The following is a 15,038-nucleotide window of genomic DNA, read 5'->3' as shown; positions in this document are numbered from 1 at the left end:
CTGCCAGAACCAGAAGGCCTCACAGCCTGACCTGTTTCGCTGGGGCGCAAAAAATGCGCCCCAACAAAACTGAATTTTCCTTTTTTTAGAGCTCTTTGGATGCCCGCTTCAAAGCGCCAGATAGCCTATACCCGCAAACGCAACCAAACATCCAAGCCATTGGCGTAGCATCATCTTTTCACGCAAAACAGCCCATGCCAACACAACCGTCAGCAGCCCAAAGACGGACGCTGTCACCGAGGCAAATTGCGCATTCGGCAACCCGCCCGCCGCGATCACGCAAAGGATGGCAACAGCATCCAGAACACCCATGACACAGAGAAGAGGCAGAGCCCGCCGCCCGGGCCAGATTGATCTGCGGGATGCCAGGGCGATCATGCCTAGGGCAAATACTGCCGTCAGCCGAATAACCAGGGAGATTGAGTATTCGTCATTATGTTCGGTTGCATATTGTCCTAGCGCAAAGGTGGCGGCGAACCCGATTGCTGCAAGTATCGATAGCACCACCGTCGGGCCAGCTGCCGGGTATTCGGTTGCGTCGCGTTCAGATTGGGCAGCCACAACAGAAACGCCAACACCAATCGCGATGACGGCAAGCCAGTGTAATGGGCTGACCGTTGCGCCGCGCCAAATGGCCAGTGAGACGGACAACACCGGATAGCTTGCAACAATCGGAGCAACCAGCCGGACCGGGCCGCGTTGAAAAGCGGCGTACATGCAGACGCCCGCCAGCAGATAGCACCCCCCTGCAGCAACAGCGCTGATCAATGCCGTGCCAGGAATTGGGTCGACTTCACCCATCATCGCAACCAAACCAAGTTGCAGCACTGCGCCCGAAACCAGCACAGCCATGAGCGAAGCAATCACACTGACAGACTGGCTGACATAGCGCACTGCCAGATCGTGTACTCCCCAGCAAAGTGCCGCCAAAAGGCCAAGCACCAGAGCGTTCAATCCGTCATCTCCCTCACTGATTTCACCTAGTTCCGCTTCTGAGCATGAGTATGTCAGAATGTCACTGTTGATAAACTTATTTTCCTGGTATGCAATATTACAGGTGCCAAAGATACAGAAAGGCAGCACATGGAATCTGCGATAGAGCAACTTGGTGGTGAGACCCAACTGCGCGCTCTGGTTGAGCGTTTCTATGACCGGATGGAAACAGATCCGGCAGCGCATTCGTTGCACAGGCTGCATTTTCGGGGACATGGGCTAAACCACACCAGACAGGCTCAATTTGAATTTCTCAGCGGGTTTCTCGGCGGACGTGCCTATTATCGTGAACGTTTCGGCCACATGGATCTGCGCGAAATCCATGCGCATATTCCCATCCGGAAGGCCGACGCAGAGCTTTGGCTGGATACTTTCGAGGCCGCATTGGCGGATTGCGAATTGACCGGTCCGGTTGTGGCAAAGATGCGCGCGACGCTTCGCCGGGCTGCGCTTATGCTGGTCAATGACGTTCCAGATTGGCGGTTGGAAGCAGATGCTGGGTATACGTAAAGACGCTTTACAGAAATCACGTTACGTGTTCTGCGGTTCCAATCAAAGCTGACGCCAATGACTATTGCCAAAATACGGTCGATCGAGAACATGCACCCACGTTCTGATGGCTCGCTTTTGGAACGTTAGCCGAAGACAGGCGTTGACCTCCCAAACATCCATAGGGCCGCCCATCACTAGCAAAACGTCAAAATCGCCCAGTTGCGGAATAGATTGCCCTTTGTAGAAGTGTACGATCTGCGTGTCGTCTTGATGCTTGGCGATGTGGTCATTAACTGCGCCGAGACTCGCCTTGCGTATGCTGAAACTTGAGAACGTTCCTGGCGAGCCACTTGGGGCCTCAAAAAACGGGGCCGCAGCTTTTGCCGCGGCCCAGAATTGCCACCTTGCAATCCGGATTAGATGTCCAAAGTGTTGTCTTTTTCCCAGCGTGAGAAGTGAGAGACGAAAGAGTTCCATTCCTGATGTTTCATTTTCAGAAACGCGGATGAGAACTCGGCACCCATCATCGCTTTCAGGTCTTTGTCCTTGTCGTACTCACGCAGGGCATCAAGCATGTTCAAAGGCAGTTTCGGCGCACCGCGCACCTTGTGGCCTTCGGCATACATATCGATGTCCCAACGTTTGCCCGGATCTGCTTTGGACCGGACACCGGACAGGCCAGCGGCGATGATCACGGCTTGCAGCAGATAGGGGTTGGTCGCCCCATCGGGCAGACGCAGCTCAAACCGGCCGGGGCCGGGAACGCGAACCATGTGCGTCCGGTTGTTGCCTGTCCAGGTCACTGTATTGGGCGCCCATGTCGCGCCCGACATTGTCCGCGGCGCGTTGATACGTTTGTAACTGTTCACTGTAGGATTGGTAATTGCCGCCAGCGCGGAGGCGTGTTTCATGATGCCGCCAAGGAAGTGTTTTCCGCGTTCGCCCAGCCCGACTTCGCCGGTAGGGCCGTCGCCTTCGCCTGCAAACACGTTGGTTTTGGCGGCGTCACCCGGCGCATCCCAGACCGAGATATGGGCATGACAGCCATTTCCGGTCAGACCTTCGACCGGTTTCGGCATGAAGGTCGCCCGAAGCCCGTGCTTTTCGGCCACGGATTTGGTCATGAACTTGAAGAAAGAGTGCTTGTCTGCGGTACGCAGCGCATCATCAAATTCCCAGTTCATTTCGAACTGGCCATTGGCGTCCTCATGGTCATTCTGGTAGGGACCCCAGCCCAATTCCAGCATGTAATCACAGATCTCTCGCACCACATCATAGCGACGCATAACCGCCTGCTGGTCGTAACAGGGCTTTTCGGCAGTATCGAACGGATCGCTGATTTGTTCGCCATCCGGGGTCAGCAGAAAGAACTCAGCCTCGATACCGGTTTTGACATGCATGCCCTCGCTTGCGGCTTCGTCAATCAGGCGGCGCAAAACGTTGCGCGGGGCCTGCGCCACATCCTTGTCTTCCATCACGCAATTCCCGGCGACCCAGGCCACTTCGGGCTTCCATGGCAGTTGTATGACCGAGGACGGATCCGGCACCGCCAGCATGTCAGGATGGGCCGGCGTCATGTCCAGCCAGGTGGCGAACCCAGCAAAGCCTGCGCCATCTTCCTGCATGTCAGCAATCGCCTGTGCGGGCACCAGTTTGGCCCGCTGTCCACCGAACAGATCGGTGAACGAGATCATGAAGTATTTGACGCCTTTTTCTTTTGCGAAAGCTGCGAGATCTATCGTCACGATTGCTTTCCTTTCCCTGTTGAATTTTAGTTTTTCAAAGCAAAAACGCGGCCCCCATCAAGGAGCCGCGCAGCATCTATTCAGAACCCTTCCTTACCGGGGTACCAACTGGTTCCCGCCAGCGGCACCCGCGCCATTGCGGCGGCCTCCATTGTCAGGGCACACAAGTCCTCGGGCTCGAGGTTGTGCAGGTGATTGTGCCCACAGGCGCGCGCGATGGTCTGCGCCTCAAGCGTCATAACTTTCAGGTAGTTACGCAGCCTGCGGCCCGCATCGACCGAGTCCAGACGTGCGGCCAGTTCGGGATCCTGCGTGGTAATACCAGCCGGGTCCTGTCCTTCGTGCCAGTCATCATAGGCACCGGTTGTCGTGCCCAACTTCTGGTACTCGGATTCCCACTTGGGATCGTTGTCCCCGAGGGCAACCAGAGCGGCCGTGCCGATAGCAACCGCATCTGCACCCAGCGCCAAAGCCTTGGCCACATCGGCCCCGGTGCGGATACCGCCCGAGATAACCAGCTGCACCTCACGATGCACACCCAGATCCTGCAGCGCTTGCACGGCGGGGCGGATACAGGACAGCGTCGGCAGACCTACATGTTCGATGAATACGTCTTGCGTGGCAGCGGTGCCGCCCTGCATCCCATCCATGACGACAACGTCCGCGCCAGCTTTTACGGCCAAAGCAGTGTCGTAGTAGGGGCGTGTTGCGCCAACTTTGACATAGATCGGCACTTGCCAGTCAGTGATCTCGCGCAGTTCGAGGATCTTGATCTCAAGATCGTCCGGGCCAGTCCAGTCGGGATGGCGACAGGCCGAGCGCTGGTCGATACCCTTGGGCAGGGTTCGCATCTCGGCCACGCGGTCGCTGATCTTCTGACCTAGCAGCATACCGCCGCCACCGGGTTTAGCGCCTTGGCCAACCACAATCTCAATTGCATCAGCCTTGCGCAGATCGTTCGGGTTCATGCCGTAACGCGAAGGCAAATACTGATAGACCAGCTTGGTTGAATGGCCGCGTTCCTCTGGCGTCATGCCACCATCACCGGTGGTGGTTGACGTGCCCGCTGCGGATGCGCCGCGGCCCAGAGCTTCTTTCGCCGGGCCGGAAAGGGCACCAAAACTCATGCCCGCGATGGTGATCGGGATATCAAGCTCGATCGGCTTTTTGGCAAAGCGCGTGCCCAACGTTACTGAGGTATCGCAACGTTCGCGATAGCCCTCCAACGGATAGCGTGATACCGACGCACCCAGAAACAGCAGATCGTCGAAATGAGGTACTTTCCGTTTGGCTCCCCCACCTCGAATGTCATAGATGCCGGTCGCAGCGGCGCGACGGATCTCAGCATTGATCGGGTTGGAAAATGTCGCCGACTGGATCGGCAGGGTGCGGGGGATCTGATCGTCCATATCTTTCATACCCTTCTTCCTCAGTAAGCGGCGGCGTTATCAACGTCGAAATTATAAAGCTGACGGGCCGAACCATAGCGTTTGAACTCTTCTGGCTTTGCGTCGCTGCCCGCGCGGGCCAGAAGATCCCTCAGGATATCCAGATGCTCGGGACGCATGTCCTTCTCGATGCAATCGGCGCCGAGGCTCTTGACCGAACCACGCACGAACAGTCGGGCTTCGTAGAGTGAATCCCCCAGCGCATCTCCTGCGTCCCCGCAGACAACCAGATTGCCGTCCTGTGCCATGAAGGCGGACATGTGGCCGATGTTGCCATGCACGACGATATCGATCCCTTTCATTGAGATGCCGCAGCGCGAGCTGGCATTACCTTTGATTACCAGCAACCCGCCGTGGCCGGTCGCTCCGGCGTATTGGCTGGCGTCACCATCGACGATGACTTGACCGGACATCATGTTTTCGGCAACGCCCGGACCAACAGAGCCTTCGACCTTTATGGTCGCTTGCTGGTTCATGCCTGCGCAATAATACCCGGTCGAACCTTTGACCGTCACCTCAATCGGCGCGTCCAACCCAACGGCGATTGCATGGCTGCCCTTCGGGTTTACAATTTCCCAGCGTGTTTGGTTGGTCTCGGCGTTTTGCGCCTGCAGGGACGAGTTCAATCCGCGCAGCCCGTCTGCCTCTAGATCATAGGTCTGCATATCAGGCGGCCTTTTCGTGGGTTGTGGGGCTGTCGTTGTGCGACCAGAAATATACGGTGGAGGGTTCAGGCTCCCAAACCCGGGCGTCTTCTATCCCCGGCAGGTTCACCAAAGCACGGTATTCGCTGCCAAAGGCCACATATTGGTCTGTTTCGGCCATCACGGCGGGCTTACAGGCAATCGGGTCACGTACGACACCAAACCCGTCTTTGGTGCCAACAACAAAGGTGAAGAAACCGTCCAGATCATCAATGCTGGTCTCCAGAGCCTCACCCAGTGTTGCGCCGTTCATCATTTTCCATGTCAGATATGCGGCACCCACTTCGGTGTCGTTCTCGGTCTGGATAACCACACCTTCACGGCGCAGTTTGCGGCGCAACGAGTTGTGGTTGGACAGCGATCCATTGTGGACCAGACACTGATCGGGGCCGGTGTTGAACGGATGTGCGCCCATTGTCGTCACGGCGGATTCGGTCGCCATACGAGTATGCCCAATGCCATGGGTGCCGCTCATACCGTTGAGGTTAAATCGGTCTGCAACATCCTTGGGCAGGCCAACTTCCTTGTAGATTTCGAGGCTTTCGCCGCGGCTCATGATCCGAACCGACGGGCGGATTTCGGCCAGCGCAGCGCGTGCGGCTTCGAACTGACCGGCGGAAATTTCAAGAACGGTGTGTGTGTCGTTGTTTGTCTGACCAACCGTTGCGCCCAGCTTTTCACCCAGCTCATCAGCCAGGCCGACAAAGTCAGCATCGGGGTTGGGCGACTGGACTGTAATCTTGATTTTGCCTGCCGACTCTGCGCCATAGATCGCGATACCGGCACTATCGGGGCCGCGGTCTGTCATCGTAATCAGCATGTCCGTCAGCATGTTACCCAGTTGGGGCGCAAGAGACTGGTCTTTGAGGAATAATCCAACAATTCCGCACATGGCTGGCAGATCTCCTTGTGTGTTTCACTATGATTCGACGGTATCAACAAAATTGGGGGACATCAATAATAGTAGGAAAGTTTTTTTCCTAAGAGGCAATGGACGTGATCTCTGATTGCACGCCCATTGCCAGCTCTTAAAGCTGGATCAGTATCGTTCCAGCTGTGCCTTCACCTTCTCTTCGTCGCCGGTGTGGCGGGCCTTCTCAAGGTGCTCACCTTCCCGGACAAACTGAATGCGATGCCAGCCGATCCAGAAGACCACGCCAATGATGACCATCAGAACTTCGTAGCCTTGGAAGGGGTAGATCGGACCGACCTCGGCAAGATCGACAGCCCAGCTTGTGTATCCATTCGTAGACATGTCTTTCTCCTTTACTTCGCTGCCGCGCCAGCACGGGCAGCCAATTCCTGTTTGTCAGCTTCAATGATCGCTGCCTTGGCATCTTCGTAGGCGTGGTGCTCGGCGTAATCGAGGCCCTGCAGTTCAACCTCTTCCGGGATGCGAAGCACACCTGCGGCCGCCTGCATCTTGGCCAGAGCCCAGCCAGGTAGGAAGCCAAGAACAAAGAACATGATGACCGCACCGGTGATTTGACCGATCGGGTTGATTGTTGCGTATCCTTCGTACGGCGAAGATGGCACACCCCAGAGGACAAAGCCTGAAATCACCAGGCCAACAACCCCGGCATAACCGTGCACAGCAACGGCGCCCACCGCATCATCCAGCTTGAACCGGCGTTCTACCCAGTAGTGCAGCTTGTACACGATCACGACGCCGATCGCGGCAATGATCATTGCCTGAATCGGATGATACAAATCGTTTCCGGCCGAGGCGGTGATAATTCCGGCCAGCCCGCCTGAGAAGGTCCAGAACGCATCACCTTTCGAGATCACATAAGCCGCCATCAGACCGCCGGACAGCGACATCAGGAAGTTGAAGGTGATCGCCGACAGGGTCGTCGGAGCCAGATAGATATTGGTAGCTGTCCAGGTGACGCCAGTGATCTGCCCATCGATCCCTTCAGGTGAAATCACTGGCACGTTGCACGCGGCATAGAAGCCCCAGAAACCAGTGTAGATCAGGAAGATACCGATCGTCAGTAGCCACGGATTGTGCGGAGGAATGTCCCGTGGTGTACCGTCCTTGGCGAACTTGCCTAGGCGCGGGCCCAAAACCATGATCACGCCCAATGCGTAACCGCCTGCAATTGCGTGAATTACACCGGAAGCGTATGCATCATGGTAGCCGAGAATGCGAACCATCCAGCCGCCGTAGTGCCAGCCCCACGCAGCGTCGATGATCCACCAGACCGATCCGATCATGACCGCATGAACCCAGAGCGCCGAAGACCTGATCCGTTCGATCACGGAACCCGAAACGATCGAGGCTGCCGTCCAAGAGAACAGCAGGAATGCCGCCCAGAAAACGCCAGTGATTCTGTCACTAACATTGGTCGCCATCGTATCGGCCCAAGGCAGATTCGCTGCGCCCGCTTCAGTGTCCAGACCGCCCCAGAACGGAAAGTTTGGAAACGCCCAGTAGATCCACCATCCAAAGAAGAAGAACGTGACCGTCACCAGAGGGATGATCATGATGTTTTTCATCAATGTGTGCATATGGTTACGGGCACGACTTGCGCCGACTTCGTACATGCAAAAGCCCACATGGATGAGGAACATGAAAACGACAGTTACCCAGTAGTAGAACTCGGTAAAGATCGTCGTGAGAGCATTTAAATTGCCATCCACTTCGTAGTCTCCCTGTTGTTGCAGCAGGAGGTCTCTCTGCGGAGTTTTCCTGCTGGGAAATTTTATCTACTCAGGGGACAATCTCGTGGGGCACCTGTCAATAGATATGTGGGGCAAACATCTTTAACGGTGGTGTCGCATTCTCAATTTGAAGGGTCGAAAACTGCCTATTAGCCATGAAAATAAGAGGTTTTCTTCAACTCTAAACCCCCGCCTAAGGGTTCAGAATTTGAAGGCAAATATTCCCAACAGGAAAATAATCTGCACAGAGGTGTTGATTTTCAATCTGACATCGGCCTCAATATAGGCAACAAAAAGCAATCAACGGGAGAGCTGAACCATGGCCATTCTTTGGAGGACGTCCGCCCTTGCGCAGCGCCATGCCGAGATCGGCGGCGAACTTGAGGACTGGAACGGCATGGGAACCGCATGGTTCTATGACCACAGCCCAGAACGCGCCAAAGCTGATTATGAGGCAATCCGCACCAAGGCGGGCCTCATGGATGTTTCCGGCCTGAAAAAGGTTCACGTGGTCGGCGAAGATGCCGCCTATGTCATTGATCGGGTCACCACGCGGAACGTGGAAAAGATCATGCCGGGTCGTTCGACCTATGCCTCGATCCTGAATGCCGAAGGTAAATTCGTTGACGATTGCATCATCTATCGCCTGTCGGTGAACACATGGCTTGTGGTGCACGGCACCGGTACGGGCATGGAGCAGCTGACGTCGGTGGCGGCGGGCAAAAACTGCGCGGTCATTTTTGACGACGACATGCACGACATGTCGCTTCAGGGACCAGTGGCCGTTGATTTGCTGGCCAAGCACATCCCCGGAATTCGGGATCTGGCCTATTTCGGCATCATGCAAACCAAACTCTATGGCTGCCCGGTTATGATATCGCGGACCGGTTACACCGGTGAGCGCGGGTATGAGATCTTCTGCCAAGCTAAACACGCGGTGCATCTGTGGGATAGCATTCTGGCCGAGGGTAAGGATATGGGCATCGTCCCGGTCCAGTTTTCGACGCTCGATCTGCTGCGCACCGAAAGCTACTTGCTGTTTTATCCGGGCGACAATTCGGAAACCTACCCGTTCGACGGCGAAACCTGCGGCGATACACTTTGGGAACTGGGCCTGGAATTTACAGTCTCACCCGGTAAAACCGGATTTATTGGGGCCGAGAACCACTATGCCGCGCAAGGCAAAGAACGGTTCAAGATCTACGGCGTCAAGCTTGACGGCACGACCCCTGCGGATGAGGGTGCGGACCTGCTGCAAAACGGCGAAAAGGTCGGAGTTGTCACCTTTGGCATGTATTCCGAAATCAACGGGCACAACGTGGGTATCGCCCGTATGCCGGTCGCCTGTGCCTCACCCGGCACCAAATTGACAGTGCGCAACGGTGATGGGACAGAAATAGCGGCGACTGCGGAAGAAATGCCGTTCTACGATCAGGACAAATCTATCCGAACCGCAAAGGGCTGAGTTTCAGAGGGCGCGACGGACACACCGTGGCGCCCTTTTCCTATTTGAGGGCACAATGTCAAAGTTCGAATTTCCCAAGTCAATCGCAAGCCGCCCGGTCTGGGGCACGCTAGAGGTTCGCTCAGGTGAACATCATCTCATGATCGCTGAGGCCGAAGGGGCCGAAGCCGTTCTTGCCATCGCGACACCCGACCTGATGGCCAAAACCCATCTGATCTATATTCCCAAGGGAACAGATTACGTTGAGCGACTGCAGGCACTGAAGCCGGCGCAATTCTACGAAGGTCCATCCTATGAAGCCTCGCTGCAGCGCATTCGCCGCGTTTTGGAAGACGCGCATATGGGGTTGCAGGTCTACCTGACCGGCTCTGAGGGCATGATGGGTCAGGCCATGAACGAGGTGATGGCCGTAGGCCTGCCGCACAAGGCAATTCAGACCGAACATCGCGGATCGGTCGCGCGCCGAATGCAATGCGTGCATTGCAAAGGCATCACCGAAGATGTTGAGGTTGACCCGTTTGTCTGTGCGCATTGCGGGCTGAACCTGTTCGTGCGCGATCACTATTCCCGCCGTCTTGCCGCCTATCAGGGTGTCCGCGTGGATGCCGAAGATCATGGTAACGTGCCCGAGCCGAAGGGGATTTACGAATGAGTGGCGCCGAGAAAATCCAGGTCAAAGTGACCGAGATCACGCCGCTGAACGAGTTGGTGACGCGGTTCCGGTTCGAACGTATTGACGGAGGCCAGTTGCCGACCTTTTCGGGCGGGGCCCATACGGTCGTCGAAATGCAGGATGGTGGCATCACGCGGCTCAACCCATATTCGCTGATGTCGGACCCGTTTGATCAGTCATCCTACACCATTTCGGTTCGGCGTGATGATGAGGGCAGGGGTGGTTCGCTATTCATGCACCGCCAGGTCAAGTTGGGCGACGAAATGACCATCAGCTATCCGGTCAACCTGTTCTCGCTCGATTTGCGTGCCCGCAAGCACCTGTTTCTGGCCGGTGGAATCGGGATCACCCCGTTTCTGGCGCAGATCAAACAACTTGAACTGCTGCATGGGCATTGGGAGCTGCATTATGCCTGCCGCAATCACGCGCTGGCATCTTATGCGGACCAACTGACCGACCGGCATCCCAATGAGACGCATCTGTATTACGACGACCAGAACCAGCAGATTGATCTGGAGAACTTGCTGAGCGGGCAACCTCTGGGCACGCATGTCTATGTCTGCGGCCCCAAGGGCATGATCGACTGGGTGCGCAACACGGCCGCTGCTGAAGGCTGGCCCGAAGATTGCGTGCATTACGAAGAGTTCCTGGCGCCTCAGCCCGGTAAACCGTTCGAAGTGCGTTTGGCAGCGTCAGACAAAGTCGTTCATGTGGGCGAGAACGAGAGCCTTCTGGAAGCCATAGAACGCGAAGGTGTGGATGCGCCCTATCTGTGTCGTGGCGGAGCCTGCGGTCAGTGTGAAACCGTCGTGCTGGATCACGACGGCAACTTTGTGCACCGCGATCACTGGCTGACCGACGAAGAAAAGGCATCGGGCAAGAAAATCATGCCCTGCGTATCGCGTTTCGAGGGCAAGTCCCTCGTGCTGGACCGCTGAGAGGAGGCCCACCATGACCATTCAATTCAACGACGAGTCCTTCCGCGACGACTATACGTTCCACAACTCGGACTGGGCGATCAAACGCTTTCCGTTCCCATTTCACGAAGACAGCTACATGTATTCGGTCAACATGGAACAACATCGCGGTGGGCCAGAGGGATCAGTCTATGAGATGCGGTTCGATGTGGACGAGCACTACGTCTCAGAGATGAAAGACCGCGCGATGGTTCTGGATCAGGACCCGCTGCGCTGTCAGTCTCTGCCGCATATGACATTGGCCGGATGGGACTTGTTGGAATTGATCATGGTTAGCAAGTCCGAAGACTATCCTGATCTGTTCGAGTTGCATCGCAACGGCAATCAGTGGCGTTGGATCAACAAGCCAATGGGCATCGATCACAGCTTTACCTTCATGGATGAAACCACGCTGCCTTATGGGCCGATGGAATACATCACGCGACAAGCTCAGGGCGATTTCGCCGTGCTGGATCAGCGTGATGAGATGCTGTGGATGGACGCCGGCATGGTGACAACACAAGCCGATTGGAGCCTGGATTTCGACATCGGCATGAACTTTTTCGAATGGCACGCGCCGGTTCCGAAGGCCCATGAAATGGGTATTTTCCAGCGCGCGCTGAAGTTCTTGCTGAATATCCAGCAGGGCGCCCCTGCGCGGCGTCTCAACTGGACCATGACGGTGAATCCTTTGCTGGATACAAGTCCGGAAAACTATCACAAATGGGGCATTCAAAAGACCACGCTGACGCCTGAAAACATTGCTCACAAGCAGCATCTGCGGGTCGAGTTGCAGACGTTCTTCCGTCTGCCGCGCTCCAATGCGCTGGTGTTCCCGATCCGCTGCTATCTGTGCAGTTTTCAGGATCTGATGACTGTTCCCAAATGGGGGCGCCGTCTGCACCGGGTTATTCGGGACCTGCCTGAAGAGCTGGCAACTTATAAGGGGTTCATCGACAACCGTCCGATGATGCTGGACTATCTCAGCCAGTTTGACGACGGGTTACCCACATCGCCGGGGATTTGGCCGGACTTGGAAACGGAACCGCCTTTGTCGAAGTGAGTATTGTGAAGTGCCGTTGCTCAAATGACTGATCCGGACTTCACGCCTTGGCTAATTCCGAGCGATGACTTTGCATTATATGACGCGCTTGCGCTGCTTCGTGCGTCATTTCAATTCATGGATGCCCGGATCGACCCTCCGTCTTCTATCCATAGGCTGACGGTGGAAGGGATGCGGGAGCACTGTAAGGATGGTGGTGAAATCTGGGCCATCGGCCGACCGCTGTTCGCATGTATGTTTCTGACGCCCAAACCCGACAGCCTGTACTTGGGGAAGCTTGCAGTTCAGGAAGGACTGCGGGGGCAAGGTATCTGCCGCACGTTGGTGGATCATGCTGCAAGCCGTGCAACTGAGCTTGGTCTGCCTGCGCTGGAACTGGAAACACGCGTGGAACTTACTGAAAACCATCGTGTTTTTTCAAGGCTTGGGTTCACGATCGTGAATACGGGCAGCCATGAAGGCTATGACAGACCCACGGATTTCCTATTGCGCAAGACGATCAGTTTGTCTGCGGATAGCTGATCACCGATATGTAGCGGGCCGGCAGATTAACCAACCGTTCCGGGCCATGGGGTGAATCCGCGTCAAAGAACAGGGTATCACCTGGTTTCAGGGCGTAAATCTGGTCCCCATGGCGGTAATCCACTTCTCCCTCCAGCATGTAAATCGTCTCGATGCCACCATGTTGGAATGTTGGAAACACATCGGATTTAGCAGTCAGGGTGATCAGATAGGGTTCCACGATTACGCCTGATCCGTTGGCGCCTATGTGCCCCAAAAGATTATATTGATGGTTGGCGCGTGTTCCTTCACGCTCCAGTTCGACACCTTCACCTGCTTTTGTATGAACCGCCTCCCGGCGTTCTTCGAACTGTCTGAAAAAACTTGTCAAAGGAACCGACAGTGCATCCGCCAATGACTGCAAGGTCGTCAAGGAGGGTGACGTATTTCCATTTTCGATCTTTGACAGCATGCCGATCGACAAACCGGTTAGCTGGGCAAGCTCCGCGACGGTTATTTCCTGCTGCTTGCGAAAGGCGCGAACCTCGCGGCCGATGGCAACTTCAAGAACTTTTTCTCTGTTACCCGAACGAACGGAATGTGGGTCCTGAGTCAGATTTGCCGCCATTTCTTTATCGCGTTTTTTCAATTTCACTCTTTCAATGTCTAGCTACACTTGTCGAAACTGGTTCTGCAAGCAGGAGCAGCGGAAAACCCAATCCATTCGGAGCATCATAGCATCAAAGTTTTCCTGATAGTAAAATAATCATGCTGACAGAAAAAAGGCCAGGGATCAGAATTCCACTGTTTGTCGGCTTTCCGATAGCGAGCCTGGCATCTTTGTTCGAACCTCTGCGTGCCGCGACAATCGCGCCGGGCAAGAGGCGTTTTATTGATCTCTTGAACCCGACATCTGCGGCTTTTGTCAGATCCAAACTCGGGACCGAGTGTAACAAATAGTCTTAGGTTTATGGTACCAGCAGCATAATCTGTATGTCCGCCACATTGGTTCCGGTCGCCCCGGTTTGCAGGAGATCACCTGCTAATGACAACGCGGAATTACTGTCATTGTTGGACAGTAAAGCCACTGGATCCTTCCCGGCATTACGTATCCGACAGACAGTGCCAGCATCTACTATGGCTCCCGCCGCTGTGGTTGGTCCATCCCGGCCATCCGTGCCACCGCTGAGAAAAACCCAGTTGCCCGGTATTTTCTGTTCCTGAGTCATATAGGCGAGACGCAATGCCAATTCCTGATTTCGACCGCCCCACCCTGAGCCACGCAGCCGGACAGTTGTCTCACCGCCAAACAGCAGGGCTTTCGGTCGATCCACGGTCACGGATCGGGTCGCATGCAAAATTTGTTCTGCGGCATCGTCCACATTGCAGGTTAACGCATCCGAGACGATCTCGGCGTCGAATGATCGAGACGCGCAACCGTGTGCAGCCTGCAGGCTTATCCGATTAGAGCCGATCAGGTGGTTGGTGGCTTGAGCACTAAGCCTCTGATCAGGAATACTGTGTTCCAGATACGTGCGGACTGCTTTGGGCAACTCATGCCATAGGCCGTTTTCGATGCAAGTTCTGCGCGCGTCTGCATGGCTGCCGATAGGGGAAACGGTCGGGCCACTGGCAACAGCCCGCAGGTCATCCCCGATTACATCCGAAAGAATGTAAGCCGTGACCGGCGCTGGAGCCGAATGTTTCAGAAACCCGCCGCCCTTAAGTTGGCTGAGTTGCTGGCGTATCAGATTTATCTGAGTGATACCCAACCCCGAGGATAGAAGCACTTCGTTAACCCGTATCTTGTCCGATAGGGTCAGGCCGCTGACGGGGGCGGGGATAAGTGCTGATCCCCCGCCCGAGATTAGCGCAATGACCTGATCATGTTCCCATGCTTCGCTGAGCAAAGACACAATCTGCCGCCCGGCTTTCAACCCACGCTCATCGGGGATGGGATGCCCGCTTGTTAAGACGGTCGCGCCGGATACATCCGTCTGATTTTCAGCATGTGTTACAGCCAAAGCTACATGCGGGCCTTCAACGTGTTGCAACGCCTCTGACAGCATTTTGGGCGCAGCCTTCCCGACCGCAATCAGGACGCTGCGCCCGCCACTTGCAGGTGTTGGCAGTGGAGCGACGCATAACTTGCGGCGCAGGGCAGTTGCTGGGTCCGCTGCCGACACTGCCTCGGCAAAGATAACCGAAGCAGTGGTGCGAAGCGTTGTTGTTGAATGGCCCGGCACTACAGGTTCACGCCGCTGCGATTTGACTAGCCTTTTCGACCAGTACTTCGGCCTGACGGATCGAGGCATAGTCGATCAGGCGACCATC

The 15,038-nt window shown here is 55.7% G+C and carries 15 protein-coding genes; 6 read left to right on the top strand and 9 right to left on the bottom strand.

The window, feature by feature from the left end:
* Positions 1 to 108: 108 nt before the first annotated feature.
* Positions 109 to 954 (bottom strand): DMT family transporter, encoded by an 846-nt coding sequence (locus AC2FLJ_RS22635; RefSeq protein WP_282119218.1) that lies wholly within the window; start codon positions 952 to 954, stop codon positions 109 to 111.
* Positions 955 to 1,083: 129 nt separating this feature from the next.
* On the opposite strand from AC2FLJ_RS22635, the gene AC2FLJ_RS22630 reads away from it, so the two are divergent.
* Complete coding sequence (locus AC2FLJ_RS22630; protein WP_496700127.1) at positions 1,084 to 1,503, top strand: group II truncated hemoglobin; 420 nt, start codon at positions 1,084 to 1,086, stop codon at positions 1,501 to 1,503.
* A 398-nt stretch (positions 1,504 to 1,901) separates the two neighbouring features.
* Here the strand turns inward: AC2FLJ_RS22630 and glnT are convergent, their stop codons facing one another.
* The 6 genes from glnT to AC2FLJ_RS22600 form a co-directional block, all read right to left on the bottom strand.
* A complete protein-coding gene (gene glnT / locus AC2FLJ_RS22625) occupies positions 1,902 to 3,230 on the bottom strand; it encodes a type III glutamate--ammonia ligase (RefSeq protein ID WP_496707761.1) in 1,329 nt (442 codons plus the stop codon).
* Between the two features lie 80 nt (positions 3,231 to 3,310).
* Complete coding sequence (locus AC2FLJ_RS22620; protein ID WP_496707764.1) at positions 3,311 to 4,639, bottom strand: FMN-binding glutamate synthase family protein; 1,329 nt, start codon at positions 4,637 to 4,639, stop codon at positions 3,311 to 3,313.
* 20 nt (positions 4,640 to 4,659) lie between these two features.
* Positions 4,660 to 5,343, bottom strand: a complete 684-nt coding sequence (locus AC2FLJ_RS22615; protein ID WP_108861026.1) for a GltB/FmdC/FwdC-like GXGXG domain-containing protein — start codon at positions 5,341 to 5,343, stop codon at positions 4,660 to 4,662.
* Position 5,344: 1 nt separating this feature from the next.
* The gene (locus AC2FLJ_RS22610; protein WP_496707759.1) at positions 5,345 to 6,274 is read right to left on the bottom strand and encodes a class II glutamine amidotransferase; all 930 of its coding nucleotides are present in this window, start codon (positions 6,272 to 6,274) and stop codon (positions 5,345 to 5,347) included.
* 147 nt (positions 6,275 to 6,421) lie between these two features.
* On the bottom strand, positions 6,422 to 6,637 hold the full coding sequence (locus AC2FLJ_RS22605; RefSeq protein ID WP_108861028.1) for a hypothetical protein: 216 nt from the start codon (positions 6,635 to 6,637) through the stop codon (positions 6,422 to 6,424).
* An 11-nt stretch (positions 6,638 to 6,648) separates the two neighbouring features.
* Complete coding sequence (locus AC2FLJ_RS22600; protein ID WP_496707757.1) at positions 6,649 to 8,025, bottom strand: ammonium transporter; 1,377 nt, start codon at positions 8,023 to 8,025, stop codon at positions 6,649 to 6,651.
* 340 nt (positions 8,026 to 8,365) lie between these two features.
* Here AC2FLJ_RS22600 and AC2FLJ_RS22595 point away from each other — a divergent pair, with 340 nt between their 5' ends.
* Genes AC2FLJ_RS22595 through AC2FLJ_RS22575 form a run of 5 tightly spaced genes read left to right on the top strand, consistent with a single transcriptional unit; the run spans position 8,366 to position 12,725 of the window.
* Positions 8,366 to 9,511: an aminomethyl transferase family protein gene (locus AC2FLJ_RS22595; RefSeq protein WP_496700131.1), complete on the top strand. Its 1,146-nt coding sequence runs from the start codon at positions 8,366 to 8,368 to the stop codon at positions 9,509 to 9,511.
* 55 nt (positions 9,512 to 9,566) lie between these two features.
* On the top strand, positions 9,567 to 10,163 hold the full coding sequence (locus tag AC2FLJ_RS22590; protein WP_109310840.1) for a dimethylamine monooxygenase subunit DmmA family protein: 597 nt from the start codon (positions 9,567 to 9,569) through the stop codon (positions 10,161 to 10,163).
* Positions 10,160 to 11,122, top strand: a complete 963-nt coding sequence (locus tag AC2FLJ_RS22585; protein ID WP_109310841.1) for a PDR/VanB family oxidoreductase — start codon at positions 10,160 to 10,162, stop codon at positions 11,120 to 11,122. Before AC2FLJ_RS22590 ends, AC2FLJ_RS22585 begins: the two co-directional genes overlap by 4 nt.
* Positions 11,123 to 11,135: 13 nt before the next feature.
* Positions 11,136 to 12,203 carry a heme-dependent oxidative N-demethylase family protein gene (locus AC2FLJ_RS22580; RefSeq protein WP_282119225.1) on the top strand — a complete coding sequence of 356 codons (1,068 nt, stop codon included), beginning with the start codon at positions 11,136 to 11,138 and terminating at the stop codon, positions 12,201 to 12,203.
* Positions 12,204 to 12,227: 24 nt separating this feature from the next.
* On the top strand, positions 12,228 to 12,725 hold the full coding sequence (locus AC2FLJ_RS22575; RefSeq protein ID WP_282169683.1) for a GNAT family N-acetyltransferase: 498 nt from the start codon (positions 12,228 to 12,230) through the stop codon (positions 12,723 to 12,725).
* Here AC2FLJ_RS22575 and AC2FLJ_RS22570 read toward each other — a convergent pair.
* Positions 12,703 to 13,332 carry a helix-turn-helix domain-containing protein gene (locus tag AC2FLJ_RS22570; RefSeq protein WP_108861051.1) on the bottom strand — a complete coding sequence of 210 codons (630 nt, stop codon included), beginning with the start codon at positions 13,330 to 13,332 and terminating at the stop codon, positions 12,703 to 12,705. The two genes, AC2FLJ_RS22575 and AC2FLJ_RS22570, sit on opposite strands and share 23 nt — an antisense overlap.
* A gap of 340 nt (positions 13,333 to 13,672) precedes the next feature.
* Positions 13,673 to 14,950, bottom strand: a complete 1,278-nt coding sequence (locus tag AC2FLJ_RS22565) for a glycerate kinase type-2 family protein (RefSeq protein WP_496700139.1) — start codon at positions 14,948 to 14,950, stop codon at positions 13,673 to 13,675.
* Positions 14,951 to 15,038: the final 88 nt, after the last annotated feature.

Source organism: Ruegeria sp. CDSA034 (assembly GCF_059612275.1).
Note: the sequence above shows the minus strand (reverse complement) of the source record. Positions and strands in the feature narration are given on the sequence as shown.